Below are 21,730 nucleotides of genomic sequence, written 5' to 3'. Positions count from 1 at the left end.
TCCGGCCCGGGATCCGGGCCGCACGGCGAGCCCGCCGGGAAGCCCTGGTGGCGGTCCGGGCCCAGGCTGGCGGCCGCGCTCGTGGCCGTGGCCGCGGCGGTGGCGGTGGCCGTGGTGCTGACCCGGCCCAGCGGTACCCCCGGCACGGGCGGCGAGCTCTTCCTGCAGCCGGCCGGGTCCGCCGGAAAGGACCCCTTCACCGAGTCGACGGCGACGACCCAGGGCGTCCAGGAGCCCCGGCCCACTCCCACCAGCTCCGAGCCCGTGACGGGCACCATCAACACCCGCTCCGTCAGCGGCTCCCAGCCGGGCCTGTACGGCGGCACCCAGGACCTGGCCAGCTGCGACGTCGAGAAGCAGATCAAGGAGCTGGCGGCGGTGCCCGCGAAGAACAGTGCCTTCGCCTCGGCCCTGGGGATCCAGCCCGCGGACGTCCCGCAGTACCTGCGCTCCCTCACCCCGGTCCAGCTGCGGATGGACACCCGGGTTACCAACCACGGTTACAAGGACGGCGTGGCGACCCCCTACCAGGCCGTGCTCGAGGCGGGGACGGCCGTGCTGGTGGACAGCAGAGGGGTGCCCCGCGTGCGGTGCGCCTGCGGGAACCCGCTGGGGCCGCCGGTGCCCCTCAAGCCCTACTCGCGGCGGTACGGGCAGCCGTGGGCCGCGTACCGCCCGCAGGGCGTCGTGGTCATCGCGCCTTCCGAGACGGTCGTCGACAGGATCGTGATCTACGACCACGCGAACCACAGCTGGTACGAGCGCGGCCGCGGCCCGACTCCGGGCCGCGACAAGCCCGTCCCGCCACCGGTGCTCCCGAGCCCGCCGGTGACCGCTTCCCCGCCCACCACGTCGCCCGGCGTGCCCGCGACCCCCACCGCGGCCACGGGCAAGCCGACCGAAGCCACGGGCACGCCCACCGAAGCCACTGGTACGCCGACCGAACACACGGGCGCGCCCACCGAGACCACGGGCGCGCCCACCGAGACCACGGGCGCGCCCACCGAGACCACGGGCGCGCCGACCGAAGCCACGGGCACGCCCGCCGAGACCACGGGCGCGCCCGCCGAGGACATCATTCCGCCGACCGACGAGCCCGAGATACCCACGGTGTTGCCGCCGCCGGCGCTGACGGACCGGACCGCTACGCCGACCGGGACCGCGACCACGAGCTCCGGTCCGCCCGCCCCGCCGTCCCCTTCCAGCACGGAGCCGGCCTCGCCGTCCCCCTAGGCACGCACCTCACCAGGGGGCTTGGCCGCGGCGGCTGTTGTAGTGGGCGACACGGCGTGCACGCACGACACACGGGAACGGGCGGCGGTCCGGGCTGCCCGGAAGGCGCCCGGCCTGTCCATCGTGAGGAGAAAAACGGGGGAGGGTGAGACCCTGGCAGCATGGCCCAGAGGGGACAGAACCCCGAGGTCGACTGGCCCGCGCGGCCGGATACGAGCCTTGCGCTCAACCGCATGGGCACGTTCGACTGGGACCTCGACAGCGGGCGGATGTACCTGGATCCGACCGCCCTCGAGGTGCTTGACCTGCGCCCGGACGAGTTCGACGGGACCAGCGCGGGGCTGCGCCCGCGCGTCCCGCCGTCCGACGCGGCCCGGCTCGACGCCCGGGTCGCGCAGGCCCTCAAGGACGGCCGCAGCCACTACGGGGCCTACGTCCGCAGCCGACGCCGCGACGGGACCCGGACCTGGATCCACATCCAGGGGCACATCATGCGGGACCGGCAGGGGCGCCCGTACCGCGTCATCGGGATCCTCCGTGACGCCGCCCACGACCCCGGCGAGCCGGGCTCCGGCGGGGACGATGCCGAGGGGCGGCGCCGGATGACCGGTGTCGTCGAGCGGACCACGGCCATCCTCGCCCACGCCCGCACCGTCAACGACGTCACCGACATCCTCAAGGACCCGCAGGCCCTCGGACACCTCGGCGCGGTCAGCGTGATGCTCGGCGTCGTCGACGGCGGGCGCATCCACCTGGTCGCGGAGGGACAGCTGGGCTCGTACGTGCCCGAGATCGAATACACGCGGATCGACGCGGGGTTCCCGATGAGCGAGGCCGTCCGCACCATGCAGCCGGTCTTCATCGCCTCACGGGAGGAGTTCCAGACGCGCTACCCGCTGCTGTGGCCGTACATCGAGCCGCTGTCCGTCCGCAGCGGGGTCTACCTGCCGCTGATCGCCCAGGGGCGGGCCATCGGCGCACTCGGGCTGCTCTACACGCGCGACGGCCACTTCACCGCCGAGGAGCGGAACCTCCTGATGGCGCTCGGCAGCGGCATCGCGCAGAGCCTCCAGCGCGCGATGCTCTTCGAGCAGGAGCACGACCTCGCGGAAGGGCTCCAGCGGGCCATGCTGCCCCGCCGGATCCCCGCGGTGGCGGGTGCGCTGATCGCCGTACGGTACCGGTCCGCCCGGATGGGGCGGGACATCGGCGGCGACTGGTACGACGTGATCCCGCTCGGCGAGGGCCGGGTCGGGGTGATGATCGGGGACGTGGAGGGGCACGACACGGACGCGGCCGCCGTCATGGGCCAGCTGCGCATCGTGCTGCGCGCGTACATCGCGGAGGGGCACACCCCCGGCACGGCGATGGCGCGGGCCTCGGCCTTTCTGCGCGACCTGGACACGGAGCGGTTCGCCACGTGCACGTACGCCGAGGTGGACCTCAACAGCGGAATGCTCAGGATGGTCCGCGCCGGGCACCTCGACCCGGTCGTGCGGCGCGGGGACGGCAGCTGCCACCGGATCCAGGTGGCCGGCGGCCTGCCCCTCGGGCTGCCGGCCCGTGAGCAGTCCGGGACCGGCTCGGGCTACCCGGTCACCAGCCTGGAGCTGCACCCGGGCGACACGCTGCTGCTGTGCACGGACGGCCTGATCGAACGGCCCGGTGCGGACCCCGACAGCGGGATGCGGGAGTTCATGGCCGCGGTCCACAGCGGCCCGATCGACGTGGAGGAACTCGCCGACGTGCTGTGCGACCTGGTCGGCGACGCGGGCGGCGGCGACGACATGGCCCTGCTCGTCCTGCGCCGCCGCGGCACGCCCGCCGGGCGCGGCGGCGGTCCGCTGCGCCAGCGGCTGGAACCGGGCGACACGGAGGGCCCGGCGATGGCCCGCCACCTGATCCGGGCGGCGGTGGCCGCCTGGGGGGCGCGGGAGCGGGCCGACGAGATCGAACTGGCGGCGGACGAGCTGATGACCAACGCCCTGGTCCACACGGAGGGCGGCGGCCACGTCGGCATGCGGCTGATGGCGGACGGGCGGATCCGGATCGAGGTCGAGGACTCCAGCAGCGCCCTGCCTCGTCGGCGCGAGGCGGGCGACTGGGCGGTCTCGGGGCGCGGGCTGATGCTGGTGGATCAGCTCGCGGACGCCTGGGGCGTGGAGCCCCGGGGCGGCGGCAAATGCGTGTGGTGCGAGTTCGCCGTCGCCGCCCCGGAGCGCGAGATCGCCGGGTGAGCCGTGCGCGTCAGACCGCGGCGTACGGTCCCTGCGCGGCCTTGACGTTCTGCAGAGCCGTGAGCTTGCGGACGAAGAGGACGGCGAGCACGGCGGCGGCGACGGCGAGGAGGTCGGAGACGATGCCGACGACGGAGGCATCGCGAAGGGCCTGGGGGGTCTCGGCCAGCTTGTACATCCGGGAGAAGACGCGGTCCGTGCAGGCCGCGACGACCCACACCACCCACCAGGCCGTGAGGGGAGCGCTGGAAACGTGGCGGTAGGAACCGTCGGGATCGAGCTGGGTGCTGGCCTTCCACGTCTGCCGCGCGACGCGGAAGGGGAGGAACAGATTGCCGACGGGGACGAACCAGGCGCCGATGGCCCATCCGCGCCCCAGCGTGAAGGCGTCGGGGCGGAAGATCTCGCCGTTGCTCCGCACGCGGTGGAACCAGATGATGAAGACGGTCGCCGTGCCGAGCATCGCCAGGAGCTGGAAACCCCCGGCCAGGCTGGTGAGGACGTCCGACAGGTTGAGCGTGTCCTCCGGGACCCCGCCGGGGGCCGCGATGACGTCCTTCATCAGTGACCAGGCGAACAGGTTGGCGCCGGCCGAGAGCAGGTTGACCGCGGCCGCGACGGACAGCAGCACGGTCAGGGCGGTCGCGAGGCCCCGCGGAGAGCGCAGGACGTCGACGGGCGGCGGCGGACCGGGGTACACGGGCTGCCCCGGGTACGGCTGCCCCGGGTAGGGCTGGGCCGGGTACGGGGCGGCCCCGGCGTACGGCGGCTGGCCGGGCGGCGGCGGTGAGCCGGGCGGGCTGAAGGACATGACGGAGTACCCCCCACGGGAACGCGTGAACATGCGAACGGCCCGCTGACAGGCGCGGACACGGCTGAACATATGCCAGCCCCGCGACCGGAGTCCAAAGCGATTCGCGGGGCCGCCCCGCAGCGGCCGACGTCCGCCCGCCGGGCCGGTCAGGCCCTACGCCCCGGCCTCCGCCTCGGCCAGCAGGATCCGCGCCAGCTCGCCCGGGCGCGAGAACATCGGCCAGTGCCCGGTGTCCATCGTGACCAGCCGCCAGCGCTCGCCGGTCAGCAGCTCGGCCACCGCCGGGCTCGGCTCGGGGCCGTCGAGCAGGCACTTGACGTACGTGGCCGGGAGCTCGCCCAGCGGGCGGGCCAGCACGGCGGGCTCGGTCAGCGTGGCCCCGGGATGCGGGGTCGAACGGGCCACGATCCGCGTCACCTGCTCGGCGTCGAGGTCCTGGCCCGCGTAGTCGGGCGCGGGCTGCGGCTCCCAGAAGCCGCCGCTCCGGGAGATCGAGCCCTCCACGATCGCCCGCCCGTCCGGCCAGCCGTCGAGGAACGACTCCCCGTCCGCCGCGACGGCGGAGTCGACGAAGACGACCCGGGCCAGCCGGTCGCCGATCCGCTCGGCGGCCTGGCCGACCGGTATGCCCGCATAGCTGTGCCCGACCAGGACGACATCGCGCAGACCGAGGCGCTCGACCTCGTCCACGACGTCCTGGACGTGGGTCTGCTGCCCGGCCGGTACGCCCTGCCGCTCGGCGACGCCCGACAGCGTCACGGCATGGGCGCCGTGCCCGGCCGATCTCAGCTCCGCCGCCACCTCGTCCCACGCCCACGATCCGAGCCAAACGCCTGCCACCAGCACGAAGTTCACCATGGCGGCACCGTATCCGAGGGGTCCGACATCGCGGCGGGACGGCGTCGGCCCCGTTGGCCGAGGCAGGGGACCCGGCCGGGGCGTGGGCTATGGTCCCTGCCGTGAAGCTCATACCCCCACTTGCCCAGCGGACGGCTGCCCCACCAGCCGCCGCACACGGTGCCCGCCTCGGCTGGCTGGACGCGCTCCGCGGCATCGCCGCTCTGATCGTGGCACTGCACCACTTCGACGTGCTGAGGATGCTGCCCTTCGGGGGCATGGTCTGGCGGAACTTCGACATGGGCCTCTTCGGCGTCATGCTCTTCTTCATCGTCAGCGGCTACATCATCCCGGCCTCGCTGGAGCGGCGGGGTGACGTCCGGGGCTTCTGGATCGGCCGGATCTTCCGGATCTACCCGGCCCTGATCGCCGCCTTCGTCCTCTCGATCATGATGCTGCCGGACGGGGACGGCTCGGTCGCGCTGCTGCGCACCGGCGACGACCTGGCCTCGCTGGTCGCGAACGGCCTGATGCTCCAGGACCTGCTCGGCGTCATCAACGGCATGAACGTCACCTGGACGCTCTGCTACGAGATGGTCTTCTACTTCTTCGTCACCGCCCTCTTCACCCGCGGCCTGCACCGGCACAGCGGGCCGATCGCGGTGGCCCTCGCAGGCGTCGCCCTGGCGGTCGGGACGGCTGTCGGCACCCAGCTCGTGAGCGCGGAACTCGGCTCGACCCGTCAGCTCCTGCTGATCGTGACGCCGATCGTGCTCGTGGGCCTCGCCGGCGTGCTCAGCGGCAACCGCATGCTGACCGGGACGGGCGCCCTGCTGCTCGCCGGCGTCGGCCTGGTGCTGGTCACGCTCAACAGCCGGGCCCCCGCCTTCGAAACCTGGATGATCTTCGCGACCATGTTCGCCGGCACCGTGGTGTACCGGGCGCAGCACGGTCAGCTCGCCCGGGTCCCGGCCCTGCTCTCCTGCGGCTTCGTCGTCGTCGCGGGTGCGCTGGTCGGCCGGCTGTACAACCATGGCGAAGCCCTGGACCGGACCTGGTCGTCGGGCTGGAAGGCCTGGTCGATCGCCTACCTCGCCGCCTGGGCGCTCTTCGGTATCGGCTTCCTCCTCCGCGGGCGGCGCTTCCCCAAGGCGCTGACCTGGCTCGGAGCGATCAGCTTCTCGGTCTACCTGCTGCACATCCCGCTGCTGCGCACCATCGAACCGCTGGTGGGCGTTCCGCCGCAGCCGTCGTCCACGCTCGGCCGGATCGCCTGGACGGCGATCTTCCTCGGTGCCGTGCTGGCCGTCAGCTACCTCATGTACCGCCTGGTCGAGATGCCGATGCAGCGCCTCGGCCGACGCGTGCAGCGGGCGGCGGACCGCCGCTGGCCGCGCACCGCGCCGGAGGACCGGCCGCAGCCGCGGCAGTCGGACGGGTCCGGCTTCGAGCCGGCGCCCGCCGCCACGGGCTGACCGCAGGGAGGTCCTTCAGAGGCGGACCAGCGTGACCTCGGTGGCCTTCACGCTGGTCCACACCTCGGCGCCGTCGACGATGCCCAGTTCGGCGGCCGCGCCGGGGGTGATCTCCGCGACCAGGTCGGGTGCCTCGGCCGAGGCGACCAGGACGCGCAGCCGGCTGCCGACCGCGGTGATCTCCCGTACGGTTCCCGGCCAGACGTTACGGGGACTGCCGCCCGGGCGGCCGCGATGCACGGACACCGCCTCCGGGGCGATGATCGCGAGCGCCTGAGACCCCTCGGGCAGCGTCTCGGCGACGACCAGCCGGCCCCCCGCCGCCAGGGTGAGTCCGTCGGCGGACGCCGTGCCCGGCCAGGCGTTGCGCCCCAGCATCCGCGCCACCCACGGGGAGCGCGGATGCCGGCTCACCTCGGCGGGCGGCGCGTCCTGGAGGGTCTGCCCGTCGGCCAGGACGAGGACCCGGTCGGCCAGTGAGACCGCCTCGACGGGATCGTGCGTGACGATGAGGCAGACCCCGCCGAAGCCGGCCAGATGCGTGCGCAGCGTGTGCCGGACGCGGGCCCGCGTCGTCTGGTCGAGGGCGGCGAGCGGTTCGTCCAGCAACAGCAGCCGGGGCCGGGTGGCCAGGGCGCGGGCGAGGGCCACGCGCTGGGCCTGGCCGCCGGAGAGCTGGGCGGGCCTGCGCTGGGCGAGGTGCCCGACGCCGAGCCGGTCCAGCCAGGCCTGCGCCTCCCGGCGGGCTTCGGCGCGCGGCACCCGGCGCGCGCGCAGCCCGTACGCCGTGTTGGCCAGGGCGCTCAGGTGCGGGAACAGTGCGCCGTCCTGCGGGACCCAGGCGACCTGCCGCTTGTGCGGGGGTAGCGCCGTGACGTCGGTGTCGCCGAGTCGGAGCTCGGCGTGGGCCCGCGGGGTCAGGCCGAGGAGGGCGCGCAGCAGGGTGGTCTTGCCGGCGCCGTTCTCGCCGACGACGGCGATGGTGGTGCCGGGGCCGGCGTCGAGGGTGAGCCGGTTGAAGCCGGTGACGGTGGCGTGCAGGGGCCAGTGGCCGGCATCGTCCGCCGCGGGCTTGCCCGGTTCACCGGAGTGCGCGGGTACCGGGCGACCGTCGGTCGCCGGCTGCGCCTCGGCGGCCTGCGTCTCGCCGGGCCCGTGGGCGGCGGGGGCGGGCGTGCCCCTCCAGCGGCCGCGCAGGGCGATCAGCACGGCCATGGCGATCACGAGGAGCAGCAGGGAGACGGACGTGGCGGCCTCGGGCTGGTCCTGGAGCAGCAGGTACACCTGGAGCGGAAGGGTCTGGGTGGTGCCGGGCAGGTTTCCGGCGAAGGTGATGGTCGCGCCGAACTCGCCGAGCGCACGGGCCCAGGTGAGGGCGGCGCCGGCTATCAGGCCGGGGGCCACCATGGGCAGGGTCACGGTGAAGAACACGCGGACCGGCGAGGCGCCGAGGGAGCCGGCCGTCTCCTCGTAGCTCTGCCTGAGCCCGCCGAGGGCGCCTTCCAGGCTGATGACGAGGAACGGCATGGCCACGAAGGTGGCCGCGACGACGGCGCCCGAGGTGTGGAACGGCAGCGTGACGCCGAAGGTGCCCTCCAGCCAGGGCCCGAGCAGACCGCGTCGGCCGAAGCCCAGCAGCAGGGCCACACCGCCCACGGTCGGCGGCAGCACCATGGGGAGCAGGACGAGCGAGCGTACGAAGGCCTTGCCCCTGAACTCCACACGCGCCAGCAGCCAGGCGAGCGGTACGCCGAGGAGCAGCGAGAGGCCGAGGGCCCAGAAGGACACCATGAGCGAGAGGCGCAGGGCCTGGACCACGCCTGGGCTGCCGAGGTGGGCGCCGAGCTCGCTCCACCGGGTCCGGGTGAGGATGCCGATCAGCGGCAGCAGCAGGAACGCGACGGCGAGCAGCGCCGGCAGTACCAGGGCCACGGGGGGCCGGGTGCGGGTGCGGAGTCTGCTCACGGGGAGATCCCTGTCTCGGGGTGCGGTGCGAGGAGGGGCTGCCCGTCCCCCCCCGGGCCGGGCAGCCCCTCCTCGGTATGCGGCGGCGGGCGGGCCGAGGTCCGACCTACCTCTGCTACGCCTGCTGGAAACCGGCGTCCTGGAGGATCTTCTGGGCCTCCGGGGTGCTCAGCCAGGCCACGAACGCGGCCGCGGCCTCGGGGTTCTTGGACTGCTTCAGCGTGGCGGCCGGGTAGGAGGCCACCGCGTTCTGCTCGTCCGGGACCTCCACGGCGACGACCTTGTCGCCGGACTTGGCGGAGTCCGTCTTGTAGACGAGGCCCGCGTCGGCCTCGCCCAGCTCGACCTTGCTCAGCACGGCGCGGACGTTGGGCTCCTGGGAGACGGGCTTCACCGTGACGCCCTGCTTGTCCAGGATCTCCTTGCTGTAGCGGCCGACCGGGACCTCGGGTGCGGCCAGCACGACCTTGATCTTGGTGTCGGCGAGGTCCTTGAGACCGGCGATCTTGAACGGGTTGCCCTTGCCGGTCGCGATGACCAGGCGGTTCTTGGCGATGACCTTGGCCTCGCCCGTCTCCGCCTTCACCCCGTCCATGGTCTTGGTGTCGGCGGTGACCAGGGCGTCGGCGGGCGCGCCCTGCTTGACCTGCGCCGCGAGCTCCTGCGAACCGGCGAAGGAGAACGTGACCTTCGTACCGGGGTGGGCCTTCTCGTAGGCGGCACCCGCGGCCTTGAAGACGTCCGTGAGGGAGGAGGCGGCGAGGACGGTGAGGTTCGCCGCCCCGGGCGCGCCGGAGCCCGGTGCAGAGGCTCCGGCGGAGGCGTCGGCGGCGGGCTTCTTGTCGCCGCCGTCGTCGCCGCAGGCGGCCAGCGGGAAGAGCAGAGCGGCGGTCAGCGCGGCGGCAGCGGCACGGCGGCGGGTCAGGTGCGGCGTCGGGGACATGGGCTGATGCTCCTCGGTCGGGTCGGCGGCCGGCGCGGTGCCGGGACCGGGGCGGTCCCGGCGCAGGTGCGGTGAATCTGCGGGTTCGGGACTGCGTGTGCGACAAGGTAGGGGCATCGCTGGCGCATTTGCAATTCTCTTGGGATTAGCTACCTGGCAGGTGCTATGCACGTTGTGGCATCTGCCGAAAGTCGTTCCACGGTCACGCGCCCGCCTCGCTAGAGTCGGGGCATGGCTGATGAGGCATCGGGAACAGGGACGGAAACGGGATCCGTGCGCGTGGACGCGTGGATCTGGTCCGTACGCCTGACGAAGACCCGCTCGACCGCGGCGACCGCCTGCCGGGCGGGGCACGTGAGGGTCAACGGGGAGCGCGCCAAGCCCGCGCAGCCCGTACGCGCGGGTGACGAGGTACGGCTCTTCCACGCCGGCCGCGAGCGGATCGTCGTGGTCCGCCGGCCCGTGTCCAAGCGGGTGGGCGCTCCGGTCGCCGCCGAGTGCCTGATCGACAAGAGTCCGCCGCCGCCGACCCCCGTCGAGGCCGCGGTGGTGGGCATCCGCGACCGCGGTGCCGGCCGCCCCACGAAGCGCGAGCGCCGGGAGATCGAGACCCTGCGCGGCCGCCAGTAGCCTCCGGTGGTGCCCGGGTCCGGGCGCGGACCGGACCCGGCGCTCCGGGCTGCCCGGCGGCCACGGCCACGGCCACGGCCACGGCCCCGAGGGTCAGGCCTTGCGGTACGCGTATGCCTCGGCGGCGGCGGATTCGACCGCCGGCAGGGGGACTCCCGCGGAGGCGGCGACCATCGCCGCCACCGCTCCCTCCAGGAAGGGGGCGTCCACCAGCCGGGATCCCGGAGGAAGTTCGTCATCCGCCAGCAGGGCCTTGACCGTCAGTACGGAGCTGCCGAGGTCCGCCAGGAGGGCGACCCCGGCGCCCCGGTCCACCTCCCGCGCGGCTGCGAGGATCCGCTCCGCGCTCGTGCCGAGGCCGCCGTCGGCCGTTCCGCCCGCCGCCGCCACCGGGGCCATCGGGGCATCGGGGCCGCCCACCGCGAGGCCCCGCGCCAGCTCGGCAACCGCCTCGGCGACCGGCGCGCTGTGCGAGACCAGCACGATGCCGACCAGGCCGGAACCCGCGCCCGTCACCGCTGACCGCCCGACGCGTCCGCCACGTCCGCCAGCGCACCCAGCAGCAGCGCCGACGAGGTCGCGCCCGGATCCTGGTGCCCGATGCTCCGCTCGCCCAGGTAGCTGGCCCGGCCCTTGCGCGCCAGCATCGGTACCGTCGCCTGCGCCCCGTTGTCGGCCGCGTCCCCGGCCGCCCGGTACGAGGTGTTCAGCGCGGCGACCCCCGGCACCAGGGCGTCCAGCATCGTCTTGTCGCCGGGCGCCGCCCCGCCGAGCAGGGCCACCGCGCCCACGCCCGCGTACAAGGCCTTGCACAGCTCGTCGTCGGAGACCTCGGCGGCCTCCCCGAGCTCCTTGCCGGTGCGCCGCAGCAGCGTCCCGTACAGCGGTCCCGAGGCGCCGCCGACGGTCGAGATCAGGGTCCGCCCGGCGAGCTGCAGCACCGCCCCCGGCGTCGCCGGAGCCTCCGCGTCCAGGGCCGCCCGTACGGCGATGAAGCCCCGCAGCATGTTGCTCCCGTGGTCGGCGTCGCCGATGGGCGAGTCGAGCTCGGTCAGCCGGTCCGCCTCCTGCTCGACCGCCGCCGCGGCGGCCGCCATCCAGCGCCGGAAGAAGTCTGCGTCACGCACCGGATCTCCTCGCCTCACGAACGTCTGGTCGGTCCGACACCACCTTAGTCAGCGGCCCCAGCGCAGCGCCGCGGTCTGCACGGGCGCGTCCCACAGCCGCAGCAGTTCCTCATCGGCCCGGCACAGGGTCACCGAGCACCCCGCCATGTCGAGCGAGGTCACGTAGTTCCCCACGAGCGTCCGCGCCACCGGCACACCGCGGGCCTCCAGCACGCGCGCCACCTCGGCGTGGAACCCGTACAGCTCCAGCAGCGGCGTCGCCCCCATCCCGTTGACCAGCGCCAGTACCGGGCCGTCCGCCGGGCCGGCTTGGCCCAGCTCCTCCAGTACGGCGCCCACCGTGATCTCCGCGATCTCCCGCGCCGGCATCATCGCGCGCCGCTCCCGGCCCGGTTCGCCGTGGATCCCGACCCCCAGCTCCAGCTCCCCGTCCGGCAGATCGAAGGTCGGGCTGCCCTTGGCGGGAGTGGTGCAGGCGCTGAGCGCCACGCCGAAGCTCCGCGAGGACTCGTTGACCCGGCGGGCGAGCGCCGCGACCCGCTCCAGCGGCGCCCCCTCCTCGGCCGCCGCCCCGGCGATCTTCTCGACGAAGAGCGTGGCCCCGGTGCCGCGCCGGCCGGCCGTGTACAGGCTGTCCGTGACCGCGACGTCGTCGTTGACCAGGACCCGCTCGACCCGCAGGCCGTCCTCCTCTGCGAGCTCGGCGGCCATCTCGAAGTTCAGTACGTCCCCGGTGTAGTTCTTGACGACGAACAGCACCCCCTGCCCGGAGTCCACCGCCTCGGCCGCCCGCAGCATCTGGTCGGGCACGGGCGAGGTGAACACCTCCCCGGGGCAGGCGGCCGACAGCATCCCGTACCCCACGAAGCCCGCGTGCAGCGGCTCGTGCCCGGAGCCGCCCCCGGAGACCACTCCGACCCGCCCGCCGGCGCGCGCGTTCCGACGTACGACGACCCGCCGCTCCACGTCGACGTCGAGCTCGGGATGGGCCGCCGCCATCCCGCGCAGGGCGTCGGCGACCACGGTCTCCGGGCTGTTGATCAGCATCTTCACGGACATCTCCTCAGAGGGCTCGACCGATGGCCGGCGGCCGGGTGAGGACTTCCTGCCCCCATTTTCCGAAGCCGACGACTCCGTGTCTGAATTGATAGCGAATCATGACGCTCGGTAGTTTTGTGCATACTTCGGATGACTTGCCCGGCCCGAGGGCGAGGGTCCGCACAGGAGGTGCGTGCCGGTGCCTGGTTCGAAGCGGAACGTGCGGCCGGGGAGCGGGGCCGGGCGGGCGGTGGCGAGGGGGTCCGAAGCCCTCGACGCGCGGCTGCCGCTCTCCGAAGTCCTCCGGACGGGCATGCGCAAGGTGTTCCCCGACCACTGGTCGTTCCTGCTGGGCGAGCTGGCCCTGTACAGCTTCGTCGTGCTCCTGCTGACCGGCGTGTACCTGACCTTCTTCTTCGACCCCTCGATGCGGGAGACGCCGTACACGGGCTCGTACCGCCCGCTCCAGGGCGTACTGATGTCCCAGGCCTACCTGTCCACCCTGCGGATCAGTTTCGACGTACGCGGCGGGCTGCTGATCCGGCAGGTCCACCACTGGGCGGCCCTGGTCTTCGTCGCCTCCATCGGCGCGCACATGCTGCGGGTGTTCCTCACCGGCGCCTTCCGCCGGCCGCGCGAGGTCAACTGGCTGCTGGGGGTGACGCTGTTCATGCTGGCGCTGCTGGAGGGCTTCGCCGGGTACTCGCTCCCCGACGACCTGCTGTCGGGCACCGGGCTGAGGATCGCCCAGGGGATCACCCTGTCGGTCCCGGTCGTCGGCACCTACCTGAGCTTCTTCGCCTTCGGCGGGCAGTATCCCGGCGACGACATCGTGCCCCGGCTCTACCCCGTGCACATCCTGCTGGTCCCCGGCCTGCTGCTGGGGCTGATCACGGTGCACATCCTCCTCGTCGTGGTCCTGAAGCACACCCACTGGCCGGGGCCCGGCAGGAGCGGCCGCAACGTCGTCGGCCTGCCCTTCCTCCCGCAGTACATGGCCAAGTCCGCCGGGCTGTTCTTCACCGTCTTCGGCCTGCTCGCGGCCCTGGGGGCCGTCGCGCAGATCAACCCCATCTGGACCTACGGCCCCTACCGCGCCGACGTGGTCTCCACCGGCGCCCAGCCCGACTGGTACGTCGGATTCCTCGAAGGGGCGCTGCGGCTGATGCCAGGGGTGGAAACCCGCCTGTGGGGGCACACGATCATGTGGAATCCCCTGGTGACCGCCGTCCTCCTGCCGGGCCTGCTCTTCGCGCTCCTCTACGCCTACCCCTTCTTCGAGCGCTGGATCACCGGCGCGACGGGGGAACGGCACCTGTGCGACCGCCCGCGTGACCGTCCCGCCCGCACCGGCCTGGGCGTGGCCGCCCTCTCCTGCTACGCCGTGCTGCTCCTCGCCGGCGCCCAGGACATCCTCGCCTTCGTCTTCGACGTGCCCGTGCACGCGCTGACCTGGACGCTGCGCGTCGCCTTCTTCGCCGTGCCGGCGGCCGCCTTCTGGCTCACCAGACGGCTGTGCCTGGCTCTCCAGTCGCGCGAGCGCCGGCTGCTGACCGAGGGGGAGGCGTCCGGTCTGGTGAGCCAGAGCGTCGAGGGCGGCTTCGAGCCGCTGCACCGGGCCCTCACGGCGACCGAGCGGTACGCCGTCCTCGCCAGGGAGCGGCCCGAGCCGCTGCGGCCCGCCGACCCCGCCGACCCCGCCGGAGCGGCCGCCGGCGGCGCCCTGCGACGCCGGCTGGCCGGCGCGCGGTCGGCGATCAGCGCCTGGTACTACCAGGACCGGGTTCCCTACCCCGCCACCCCCGAACAGCGCCGGAAGATCGCGGCGACCACCGCCGGACCGGACGTGCGGGAGTCCGCCGAGGACGGGTGAGCCGTCCGGGCCGCTCGGGCTACTCCTCGTGGCCGAGGCTCTGGAAGGCGAACCCCAGGACCCCGGGCAGCAGCACGCCGAACCCGATGAGGCACAGCCACAGGCCCTGGACCACCCCGAGGCCGATCAACGCGCTGCCCGCCGCCGCCAGTACGGGAAAGTGGCTGCGGGCGGGGAAGAAGACGCGGCGGCCGCCGGCCTCCCGGACCTCGGCCTCCCCGCGGTCCTCCGGACGCTCTCCCGCGCGCCGGTACTGGCGCCAGAGGAAGGCGGAGACGAGGCCAGACATGACGAACGAGACGCACAGCGCCACCGTGCCCGCCGGCTCGTGCGAGAACCATCCGTAGACGAGGGTGGTCGCCCCGAAGAACAGGGCCGTGCCGGTGAAGAGCCAGGCCTCACCTTTCACCGGGTACCTCCTTCACCGGGTACCTCTTTCACCGCGTACCCCTTTCGCTGGGCACTCTGTCACCGGGCACCTCCGGGTGGTGCAGGTCGAAGGCCGGGGATTCCGAGCGGATCCGGGGCAGGGCGTGGAAGTTGTGCCGCGGTGGCGGGCAGCTCGTCGCCCATTCCAGGGAACGGCCCCAGCCCCACGGGTCGTCGACGGTGACCCGCTCGCCGTGGCGCTGCGTCCTGAAGACGTTGTAGAGGAAGGGCAGCGTCGAGAGGCCGAGGAGGAAGGAGCCGATGGTGGAGACCGTATTGAGGAGGGTGAAGCCGTCGCTCGCGAGGTAGTCGGCGTACCGGCGCGGCATCCCGGCCTCGCCCAGCCAGTGCTGGACCAGGAACGTGGTCTGGAAGCCGACGAACAGGGTCCAGAAGTGGACCTTGCCGAGCCGCTCGTCCAGCATCCGTCCCGTCAGCTTCGGCCACCAGAAGTAGAAGCCTCCGAAGGTGGCGAACACGATCGTGCCGAAGAGCACGTAGTGGAGATGGGCGACGACGAAGTAGCTGTCCGTCAGATGGAAGTCCAGCGGCGGCGATGCGACCAGCACGCCGGTCAGACCGCCCAGCAGGAAGGTGACGAGGAAGCCGATGGACCACAGCATCGGTGTCTCGAAGGAGAGCGAGCCCTGCCACATCGTCCCGATCCAGTTGAAGAACTTCACGCCCGTGGGGACGGCGATCAGGAAGGACATCAGCGAGAAGAAGGGCAGGAGCACGGCCCCCGTAGCGAACATGTGGTGCGCCCACACGGTCGCCGACAGGCCCGTGATGGCGATCGTGGCACCGATCAGGGCCGCGTACCCGAACATCGGCTTCCGGCTGAAGACGGGCAGGATCTCGCTCACCACCCCGAAGAACGGCAGCGCCACGATGTAGACCTCCGGATGCCCGAAGAACCAGAACAGGTGCTGCCACAGCAGGGCGCCGCCGTTGGCCGCGTCGAAGACGTGCGCGCCGAACTTCCTGTCCGCCTCCAGGACCAGCAGTGTGGCCGTGAGGACGGGAAAGGCCAGCAGCGCCAGGATGGAGGTGAAGAGCACGTTCCAGGTGAAGATCGGCATGCGGAACAAGGTCATGCCCGGGGCGCGCAGACAGACGATGGTGGTGATGAAGTTCACCGACCCCAGGATCGTGCTGAGTCCCGACACCGCCAGCCCCATGGCCCACAGGTCCGGGCCGGTTCCCGGGGAGTACGCGGCGCTGTTGAGGGGCGCGTAGGCGAACCATCCGAACGCCGCCGCCCCGTCGGCGGTCAGCAGTCCTGACACCACCATGAGGCCCCCGAACAGGTACACCCAGTAGGTGAACGCGTTCAGCCGGGGGAAGGCGACATCGGGCGCGCCGATCTGCAAGGGCATGACCGCGTTGGCGAAGCCGGTGAAGGTCGGCGTCGCGAACAGCAGCATCATGATCGTGGCGTGGATGGTGAACGCCTCGTTGTACTGCTGGTTCGAGATGATCTGGAGCCCGGGGCGGGCGAGTTCGGCCCGCATCACCAGGGCCAGCACCCCGGCGAAGAGGAAGAAGGCGAAGGCCGTCACCAGGTAGAGGTTGCCGATCACCTTGTGGTCGGTGGTCGACAGCCACCCCAGTACGGCGGATCCCTGGCCGGCCCGCCGTTCGGTCCTGGGCGCGGTCCGGTCGTCGGGCGGCGCCTGTACCGGTGACCGGTCCACCGACGTCATCCGTCCTCCCGAAGCCTCGCCGCCGCGCCTGCACCCCTTGCCCTACAGCCTGGGGAGCCGGGGCACCGGACGGCGCGCCGACATCCCGCCCCGGGTACCCCGGCTGCCGCGCGGTTCCGCGCCGATGGGCGGGGTAGCCGCCCGAAGGGGGCTGGAAGCATCCGGACCCCACGAGGAGGAGCCGTGACCGAGCAGGATCCCTTCGCCGAGGCGAGCGACGGCCCGATGTTCGCGGTCACGGCCGCGGCGGGCGGTGAGCGGGCGGGCTGCCTGGTGGGGTTCGCCTCGCAGTGCTCGATCCATCCGCCGCGATTCGTCGTCTGGCTGTCCACCGCCAACCACACCTACCGCGTCGCGCGCGAGGCCCCGTACCTCACCGTGCACCTGCTCCGCCGCGACCAGCGGGCGCTGGCGGAGCTCTTCGGCGGCGAGTGCGGCGACAGAGTGGACAAGTTCGCGCGGGTCGGCTGGCGGCCGGGCCTGGAGGGCAGTCCGGTCCTGACGGACGTGCGCACCTGGTTCACCGGCCGCGTCGAGGGGCGCTTCGAGGGAGGTGTCGGGGGCGGCGGAGGCACCATGGGCGGCGATCACGTCGGCTTCCTCCTGTCGCTCGCCGAGCGGTGCCCACCGGTAGAGGGCACTGTGCCCGCGCTGCTCCGGTACGAGGACGTGGGCGACCTGGAGGCGGGCCACCCGGCCTGAACCGCGCTGAGATCGCCGCGGGGCGGAGGCCGGGGGCGGGGTGTGGATCCTCGCCCAGCGAGCACGCGCAGGGCGACCGGAATTTCAGCAAGGAAAGGAAGGGATGTGGCATGGCCGGGGACCAGGACCAGGACGTCGTCGCCGTGATCCTCAAGGACCACCGCACCATGGAGGAGCTGTTCCGCCGGATGCGGAGCGTGGAGGCGGACCGGGCCGGCGCGCTCGCGAAGTTCTCCGCGCTGCTCATCGCCCACGGCGAGGCGGAGGAAGCCGAGGTGTACGGCGCGCTGAAGCGTTTCAGGAACGTCGACGACAAGGAGGTGGAACACGGGGTCGAGGAGCACGCCGAGGGCAACGAGGCGCTGCTGGCGCTGCTCGAAGTGGACGAGGTGGGCTCCGGCGAATGGGACGCGCGGCTGGAGGACCTGGTCAAGGCGGTCTCCCACCACGTCGACGAGGAGGAGCGGACGATCCTCAACGGGGCCCGGGAGAACGTTCCCGGCGAGCGCAGGGCCGAACTGGGAGCCGCGTTCCTGCGGGAGCGGGAGCGGCAGCTGGCGGCGGACTGCGGGAGCGTCGAGAACGTGCGCGGCCTCGTACGGGGATGACGGCGCCCTGCCGCCCCGTCGCACGCGGGTATTCGTGCGTATGTTCGATGGATGGGGTTAGGCTGGTGCCATGCACGCTGCCCAGGGCCTACAGGGTTCCCTCTTCGACCAGGGGGACGAGATCCGTCTCGGGCCGCTCGCGGGCGTGCGGCGCACCCCCCTCGGTGCCGGGGCCTGGGTCGACCATCTCCCCGGCTGGCTGACCGGTTCCGACGCGCTCTTCGAGCGGCTGGCCGCCGATGTGCCCTGGCGCGCCGAGCGGCGGCAGATGTACGAGCGTGAGGTCGAGGTGCCCCGCCTGCTCGCCTTCTACGGTGAGGGCGAGGATCTTCCGCACGCCGCCCTCACCGAGGCCCGCGAGGCACTGTCCGGGCACTACGCCGCGGAACTCGGGGAGCCCTTCGCCACCGCGGGGCTGTGCCTCTACCGCGACGGCCGCGACAGCGTGGCCTGGCACGGCGACCGGACCGGCCGCTCGTCCACCGAGGACACCATGGTCGCGATCGTCTCCGTCGGCGACCCCCGCGACCTCGCCTTCCGCCCCCGCGACGGCGGAGCCACCCTGCTGCGCCTCGCCCTCGGCCACGGGGACCTCGTCGTCATGGGCGGCTCGTGTCAGCGGACCATGGAGCACGCGGTGCCCAAGTCGGCGCGGGCCGTCGGGCCGCGCATCAGCGTCCAGTTCCGCACCCGCGGGGTCCTGTGACCCGGGCCTTGGCCGTGCGGCGGGTCAGGGCTTCGCGGGGCGGGCCGTCGCCGGCCGGGTCGCCGCCGCTGCCGCGTGCAGCGAGCGCAGGGCCAGCAGCAGGAGCCCGATGTCGTCGAGGTAGACCGGGTCCGGAATCAGGTCCGCCGGTGAGACGGTGTAGATCACTGCGGCCCAGAACAGGGCCTTGTCGCGCAGCGGGATCCCGGCGTCGGTGAGCAGCCGCCGCGCCCGGAAGACCCGTACGAGCAGCACCGCTGCGGCCACCGCGAGCACGGCGGTGACCACCGTGGCGAGCGTGAGCCAGAACTTTCCGTCCATTTCGCCCCTATACCCGCCCTGCGGGTCTCCGTACCCCGCCGGGCCCGTCCGCCGCTTCCTCAGGCGCCGTGCTCACGCAGGCGCCGTCCGACCTCGCCCAGCCCGTCGGCGAGCGCGTCGAGCTGCTCGGGGGTCAGGACGTCGACGAGGATCTCCCGGACGGTGGCCACGTGCCCGGGTGCCGCCTCGTCCAGCCGGGCGCTCCCGGCCTCGGTGAGGACGGCGAAGACGCCGCGCACGTCGGAGGGGCAGCTGCGGCGGCGGACCAGCCCGGCTTTCTCCATCTGGGTGATCTGGTAGGTCAGGCCGCTCTTCGAGTTGATCAGGCCGTTGGCCAGCTCCGTCATCCGCAGCTCGCGTCCGGGGGCCGCGGCGAGCCGTACGAGGATCTCGTACTGGGGGTGCGAGAGCCCGGAGTCGTCCTTCAGCTGCTGGTCGAGGCGGCGGTTCACCAGGGCCGAGGCGGCCAGGAATCCGCTCCAGGCCCGCATCTCGCGGTCGTCCAGCCATCTCGTCTCAGCCATGGCCCCAGGCTACCGGGTTGTTCCAATTTGAATCAATGGTTAGGGTCGGAGACCTGCGGTTCGAATTTGAACAACCCTGCCCAGCCCCGTCCCCCTCGGGCCGCACGACCGGAAGGAACCCCCGATGACCAGCCCCTCCGTCGCCCCGACGAAGCCGCAGGCCGCCACACCGGCCGCGCAGCCCGCCACCACCTCCTCCCCCTCGCTCTCGACCCCGGCCCACGACGCCGGCCTGCTGCTCCTGCGCCTCGTCCTCGGGTTGACCATGGCCGCCCACGGCTCCCAGAAGCTCTTCGGCTGGTTCGGAGGCGGCGGCATCAGCGGCACCGGCCAGTTCTTCACCGCCAGCGGCTACCCGGCGGGCGACGCCATGGCCGTCCTGGCCGGGCTGACCGAGACCCTGGGAGGCCTCGGCCTCGCCGTCGGACTGCTCACCCCGCTCGCCGGCGCGGCCGTCGTCGGCACCCTCATCAACGCGATCGCCGTCCACGGCGCCGGATCCTTCTTCGCCCCCGAGGGCATCGAGTACGAACTGCTGCTGGCGGCGGGCGCCGCGGCCCTGGCCCTCACAGGCCCCGGCCGGTACGCCGTCGACCGCTTCCTGCCCGTGCTGCGCAGCCACCGTCTGGCCCACGGCGCCCTCGCCGTCGCCCTCGGCGTGGTCCTCGCCGGCGCGCTGCTCCTCGTACGGAACTAGCTACGCGGGCGCGGGTGTCCGGGGCCTGATTGGCCCCGGGCATTCGGGGGAAGATCGCACAAATGACACAACCCATCGAAGACTACGCACTCATCGGCGACCTGATGACCAGTGGACTGGTTGGCCGCGACGGGTCCATCGACTGGCTGTGCCTGCCGCGATTCGACTCCGGGGCCTGCTTCGCCAAGCTCCTCGGCGACGAGGAGAACGGCCACTGGCGCATCGCGCCCGCATCCGCCGGGGCGGCCGAGCGGTGCACCCGCCGCGCCTACGCGGACGGCTCGATGGTGCTGGAGTCGTACTGGGAGACCGAGGACGGCACGGTCAAGGTCATCGACTTCATGCCGCAGCGTGACATCTCACCCGATGTGATGCGGATCGTCGAAGGCGTGTCCGGCGAGGTGTCCGTCCGCAGCACCCTGCGCCTGCGCTTCGACTACGGCCACGTCGTCCCCTGGGTCCGCCGCAGCGACGGGGAGCGCGTCGCCATCGCCGGGCCCGACTCCGCCTGGTTGCGCAGCGAACCGCCCGTGCGCACCTGGGGCGAGGCCAACAGCACCTGCTCCGAGTTCACCGTCGCAGCGGGGGAGCGCGTCGCCTTCGTCCTCACCTGGCACGCCTCGCACGACCCGCGCCCCGAGCCCGTCGAACCGTACGCGGCGCTGGAGCAGAGCCTCGCCGACTGGCGGCAATGGACGTCCCAGTGCAGCTACGAGGGCCCCTACCGGGAGGCGGTCGCCCGCTCCCTGATCACCCTCAAGGCCCTCACCTACGCCCCGACCGGCGGCATCGTCGCCGCGGCCAGCACTTCCCTCCCCGAGGAGATCGGCGGGGTCCGCAACTGGGACTACCGCTACTGCTGGCTCCGGGACTCCACCCTCACCCTCGGCTCGCTCCTGTCCACCGGATTCCACGACGAGGCCCGCGCCTGGCGGGCCTGGCTGCTGCGCGCGGTCGCCGGCGACCCCGCCGACCTCCAGATCATGTACGGGATCGCCGGCGAGCGCAGGATCCCCGAGACCGACCTGCCGTGGCTGCGCGGCTACGCCTCCTCCGCCCCCGTACGCGTCGGCAACGCGGCGGTCGACCAGCTCCAGCTCGACGTGTACGGCGAGGTCATCGACTCCCTGTACCTCGCGCGGGCCTCCGGGCTGGCCTCCGAGCGCCACGCGTGGCAGATCCAGCTCGCGCTGCTCGACTTCCTGGAGCGGAACTGGCGCCGGCCCGACGAGGGGCTGTGGGAAGTGCGCGGCCCGCGCCGCCACTTCGTGCACTCCAAGGTGATGGCCTGGGTCGCCGCCGACCGGGCCGTGCGCACCCTGGAGGGCGATTCCTCGATGCCCGGTGACCTGGAGCGCTGGCGGACCATGAGGGACGACGTGCACCGTGACGTGTGCGAGAAGGGCTACGACCCCGAGCGGGGCACCTTCACCCAGTACTACGGCTCCGGCGAGCTCGACGCGGCGACCCTGCTCATTCCCCGCGTCGGCTTCCTACCGCCCGACGACCCGCGCGTCATCGGCACCGTCGACGCGGTCCGGGAGGAGCTCGGCCGCAGCGGCCTGGTCCGCCGCTACACCACCGAAGGCCCCGCCGTCGACGGCCTGCCCGGCGACGAAGGAGCCTTCCTGGCCTGCTCGTTCTGGCTGGCCGACGCCTTGTACCTGACCGGGCGGGAGAAGGAGGCCCGGGACCTGTTCGAGCGGCTGCTGTCGGTACGCAACGACGTGGGGCTGCTCGCCGAGGAGTACGACCCCATCGCCGGGCGGCAACTCGGCAACTTCCCCCAGGCCTTCAGCCACGTCGGACTGATCAACACCGCCCTCACGCTGGCCGAGGGCGAGGCCGTCCGCGTCGGCTGACCG

21 protein-coding genes are annotated in these 21,730 nt (G+C 72.9%); 10 read left to right on the top strand and 11 right to left on the bottom strand.

What is annotated here, in order from left to right:
* Positions 1 to 81 precede the first annotated feature (81 nt).
* The gene (locus OG429_RS06305) at positions 82 to 1,233 is read left to right on the top strand and encodes a DUF6777 domain-containing protein (protein ID WP_328924296.1); all 1,152 of its coding nucleotides are present in this window, start codon (positions 82 to 84) and stop codon (positions 1,231 to 1,233) included.
* 161 nt (positions 1,234 to 1,394) lie between these two features.
* Complete coding sequence (locus OG429_RS06300; protein ID WP_328924295.1) at positions 1,395 to 3,470, top strand: SpoIIE family protein phosphatase; 2,076 nt, start codon at positions 1,395 to 1,397, stop codon at positions 3,468 to 3,470.
* A gap of 10 nt (positions 3,471 to 3,480) precedes the next feature.
* Here OG429_RS06300 and OG429_RS06295 read toward each other — a convergent pair whose 3' ends face one another.
* Together OG429_RS06295 and OG429_RS06290 are read right to left on the bottom strand one after the other, a co-directional pair.
* Entirely contained in the window at positions 3,481 to 4,281 is an 801-nt protein-coding gene (locus tag OG429_RS06295) for a DUF4328 domain-containing protein (RefSeq protein ID WP_328924294.1), read from the bottom strand.
* Positions 4,282 to 4,437: 156 nt separating this feature from the next.
* Entirely contained in the window at positions 4,438 to 5,142 is a 705-nt protein-coding gene (locus OG429_RS06290) for an alpha/beta fold hydrolase (protein WP_328924293.1), read from the bottom strand.
* 101 nt (positions 5,143 to 5,243) lie between these two features.
* Between OG429_RS06290 and OG429_RS06285 the strand changes: the two genes are divergently transcribed.
* The gene (locus tag OG429_RS06285) at positions 5,244 to 6,596 is read left to right on the top strand and encodes an acyltransferase family protein (protein ID WP_328924292.1); all 1,353 of its coding nucleotides are present in this window, start codon (positions 5,244 to 5,246) and stop codon (positions 6,594 to 6,596) included.
* Positions 6,597 to 6,611: 15 nt separating this feature from the next.
* Here OG429_RS06285 and OG429_RS06280 read toward each other — a convergent pair whose 3' ends face one another.
* Together OG429_RS06280 and modA are read right to left on the bottom strand one after the other, a co-directional pair.
* Positions 6,612 to 8,561 carry an ABC transporter permease gene (locus OG429_RS06280; protein ID WP_328924291.1) on the bottom strand — a complete coding sequence of 650 codons (1,950 nt, stop codon included), beginning with the start codon at positions 8,559 to 8,561 and terminating at the stop codon, positions 6,612 to 6,614.
* A 115-nt stretch (positions 8,562 to 8,676) separates the two neighbouring features.
* Positions 8,677 to 9,504: a molybdate ABC transporter substrate-binding protein gene (modA, locus tag OG429_RS06275; protein ID WP_328924290.1), complete on the bottom strand. Its 828-nt coding sequence runs from the start codon at positions 9,502 to 9,504 to the stop codon at positions 8,677 to 8,679.
* Positions 9,505 to 9,735: 231 nt separating this feature from the next.
* On the opposite strand from modA, the gene OG429_RS06270 reads away from it, so the two are divergent.
* Positions 9,736 to 10,134, top strand: coding sequence for an RNA-binding S4 domain-containing protein (locus tag OG429_RS06270; protein ID WP_328924289.1), 399 nt, complete (start codon positions 9,736 to 9,738; stop codon positions 10,132 to 10,134).
* Positions 10,135 to 10,227: 93 nt separating this feature from the next.
* On the opposite strand, the gene OG429_RS06265 is transcribed toward OG429_RS06270, so the two are convergent.
* The 3 genes from OG429_RS06265 to dhaK are packed head-to-tail and all read right to left on the bottom strand — an operon-like array spanning position 10,228 to position 12,314.
* Positions 10,228 to 10,650 carry a PTS-dependent dihydroxyacetone kinase phosphotransferase subunit DhaM gene (locus tag OG429_RS06265; RefSeq protein ID WP_328924288.1) on the bottom strand — a complete coding sequence of 141 codons (423 nt, stop codon included), beginning with the start codon at positions 10,648 to 10,650 and terminating at the stop codon, positions 10,228 to 10,230.
* Positions 10,647 to 11,261, bottom strand: a complete 615-nt coding sequence (dhaL, locus tag OG429_RS06260) for a dihydroxyacetone kinase subunit DhaL (RefSeq protein WP_328924287.1) — start codon at positions 11,259 to 11,261, stop codon at positions 10,647 to 10,649. The genes OG429_RS06265 and dhaL overlap by 4 nt, the downstream gene beginning before the upstream one ends.
* Before the next feature lie 48 nt (positions 11,262 to 11,309).
* The gene (dhaK, locus tag OG429_RS06255) at positions 11,310 to 12,314 is read right to left on the bottom strand and encodes a dihydroxyacetone kinase subunit DhaK (protein ID WP_328924286.1); all 1,005 of its coding nucleotides are present in this window, start codon (positions 12,312 to 12,314) and stop codon (positions 11,310 to 11,312) included.
* Positions 12,315 to 12,498: 184 nt separating this feature from the next.
* Here dhaK and qcrB point away from each other — a divergent pair, with 184 nt between their 5' ends.
* A complete protein-coding gene (qcrB, locus tag OG429_RS06250; RefSeq protein ID WP_443051226.1) occupies positions 12,499 to 14,172 on the top strand; it encodes a cytochrome bc1 complex cytochrome b subunit in 1,674 nt (557 codons plus the stop codon).
* 19 nt (positions 14,173 to 14,191) lie between these two features.
* Here qcrB and ctaF read toward each other — a convergent pair whose 3' ends face one another.
* Together ctaF and ctaD are read right to left on the bottom strand one after the other, a co-directional pair.
* Entirely contained in the window at positions 14,192 to 14,581 is a 390-nt protein-coding gene (gene ctaF / locus OG429_RS06245) for an aa3-type cytochrome oxidase subunit IV (RefSeq protein ID WP_328924285.1), read from the bottom strand.
* 28 nt (positions 14,582 to 14,609) lie between these two features.
* The gene (gene ctaD / locus OG429_RS06240; RefSeq protein ID WP_328924284.1) at positions 14,610 to 16,307 is read right to left on the bottom strand and encodes an aa3-type cytochrome oxidase subunit I; all 1,698 of its coding nucleotides are present in this window, start codon (positions 16,305 to 16,307) and stop codon (positions 14,610 to 14,612) included.
* A gap of 183 nt (positions 16,308 to 16,490) precedes the next feature.
* Between ctaD and OG429_RS06235 the strand changes: the two genes are divergently transcribed.
* The 3 genes from OG429_RS06235 to OG429_RS06225 all read left to right on the top strand — a co-directional run bounded on the left by OG429_RS06235 (position 16,491) and on the right by OG429_RS06225 (position 18,323).
* Positions 16,491 to 17,009 carry a flavin reductase family protein gene (locus tag OG429_RS06235; RefSeq protein WP_328924283.1) on the top strand — a complete coding sequence of 173 codons (519 nt, stop codon included), beginning with the start codon at positions 16,491 to 16,493 and terminating at the stop codon, positions 17,007 to 17,009.
* A gap of 110 nt (positions 17,010 to 17,119) precedes the next feature.
* Positions 17,120 to 17,617, top strand: a complete 498-nt coding sequence (locus OG429_RS06230; RefSeq protein ID WP_328924282.1) for a hemerythrin domain-containing protein — start codon at positions 17,120 to 17,122, stop codon at positions 17,615 to 17,617.
* Positions 17,618 to 17,687: 70 nt separating this feature from the next.
* A complete protein-coding gene (locus OG429_RS06225; RefSeq protein WP_328924281.1) occupies positions 17,688 to 18,323 on the top strand; it encodes an alpha-ketoglutarate-dependent dioxygenase AlkB in 636 nt (211 codons plus the stop codon).
* Between the two features lie 24 nt (positions 18,324 to 18,347).
* On the opposite strand, the gene OG429_RS06220 is transcribed toward OG429_RS06225, so the two are convergent.
* Together OG429_RS06220 and OG429_RS06215 are read right to left on the bottom strand one after the other, a co-directional pair.
* Positions 18,348 to 18,644 (bottom strand): YkvA family protein, encoded by a 297-nt coding sequence (locus OG429_RS06220; protein WP_328924280.1) that lies wholly within the window; start codon positions 18,642 to 18,644, stop codon positions 18,348 to 18,350.
* 59 nt (positions 18,645 to 18,703) lie between these two features.
* Entirely contained in the window at positions 18,704 to 19,168 is a 465-nt protein-coding gene (locus tag OG429_RS06215) for a MarR family winged helix-turn-helix transcriptional regulator (RefSeq protein WP_328924279.1), read from the bottom strand.
* A 124-nt stretch (positions 19,169 to 19,292) separates the two neighbouring features.
* On the opposite strand from OG429_RS06215, the gene OG429_RS06210 reads away from it, so the two are divergent.
* Together OG429_RS06210 and OG429_RS06205 are read left to right on the top strand one after the other, a co-directional pair.
* Positions 19,293 to 19,865, top strand: coding sequence for a DoxX family protein (locus OG429_RS06210; RefSeq protein ID WP_328924278.1), 573 nt, complete (start codon positions 19,293 to 19,295; stop codon positions 19,863 to 19,865).
* 62 nt (positions 19,866 to 19,927) lie between these two features.
* Positions 19,928 to 21,727 carry a glycoside hydrolase family 15 protein gene (locus OG429_RS06205; protein ID WP_328924277.1) on the top strand — a complete coding sequence of 600 codons (1,800 nt, stop codon included), beginning with the start codon at positions 19,928 to 19,930 and terminating at the stop codon, positions 21,725 to 21,727.
* Positions 21,728 to 21,730: the final 3 nt, after the last annotated feature.

The sequence above is a fragment of the Streptomyces sp. NBC_00190 genome (genome assembly GCF_036203305.1).
Classification (GTDB): Bacteria; Actinomycetota; Actinomycetes; order Streptomycetales; family Streptomycetaceae; genus Streptomyces.
The sequence above is the reverse complement of the archived record's forward strand: the minus strand, read 5'-3'. Positions and strand labels throughout refer to the sequence as shown.

Excerpts from the sequence above, each read along its gene's own strand:
- OG429_RS06230 (WP_328924282.1), top strand. The coding sequence starts at position 17,120 with ATGGCCGGGGACCAGGACCAGGACGTCGTCGCCGTGATCCTCAAGGAC.
- modA (WP_328924290.1), bottom strand. The coding sequence starts at position 9,504 with ATGTCCCCGACGCCGCACCTGACCCGCCGCCGTGCCGCTGCCGCCGCG.
- OG429_RS06225 (WP_328924281.1), top strand. The coding sequence starts at position 17,688 with ATGCACGCTGCCCAGGGCCTACAGGGTTCCCTCTTCGACCAGGGGGAC.
- OG429_RS06205 (WP_328924277.1), top strand. The coding sequence starts at position 19,928 with ATGACACAACCCATCGAAGACTACGCACTCATCGGCGACCTGATGACC.
- OG429_RS06295 (WP_328924294.1), bottom strand. The coding sequence starts at position 4,281 with ATGTCCTTCAGCCCGCCCGGCTCACCGCCGCCGCCCGGCCAGCCGCCG.
- OG429_RS06290 (WP_328924293.1), bottom strand. The coding sequence starts at position 5,142 with ATGGTGAACTTCGTGCTGGTGGCAGGCGTTTGGCTCGGATCGTGGGCG.
- OG429_RS06210 (WP_328924278.1), top strand. The coding sequence starts at position 19,293 with ATGACCAGCCCCTCCGTCGCCCCGACGAAGCCGCAGGCCGCCACACCG.
- OG429_RS06220 (WP_328924280.1), bottom strand. The coding sequence starts at position 18,644 with ATGGACGGAAAGTTCTGGCTCACGCTCGCCACGGTGGTCACCGCCGTG.
- OG429_RS06215 (WP_328924279.1), bottom strand. The coding sequence starts at position 19,168 with ATGGCTGAGACGAGATGGCTGGACGACCGCGAGATGCGGGCCTGGAGC.
- OG429_RS06300 (WP_328924295.1), top strand. The coding sequence starts at position 1,395 with ATGGCCCAGAGGGGACAGAACCCCGAGGTCGACTGGCCCGCGCGGCCG.
- ctaD (WP_328924284.1), bottom strand. The coding sequence starts at position 16,307 with ATGACGTCGGTGGACCGGTCACCGGTACAGGCGCCGCCCGACGACCGG.
- OG429_RS06270 (WP_328924289.1), top strand. The coding sequence starts at position 9,736 with ATGGCTGATGAGGCATCGGGAACAGGGACGGAAACGGGATCCGTGCGC.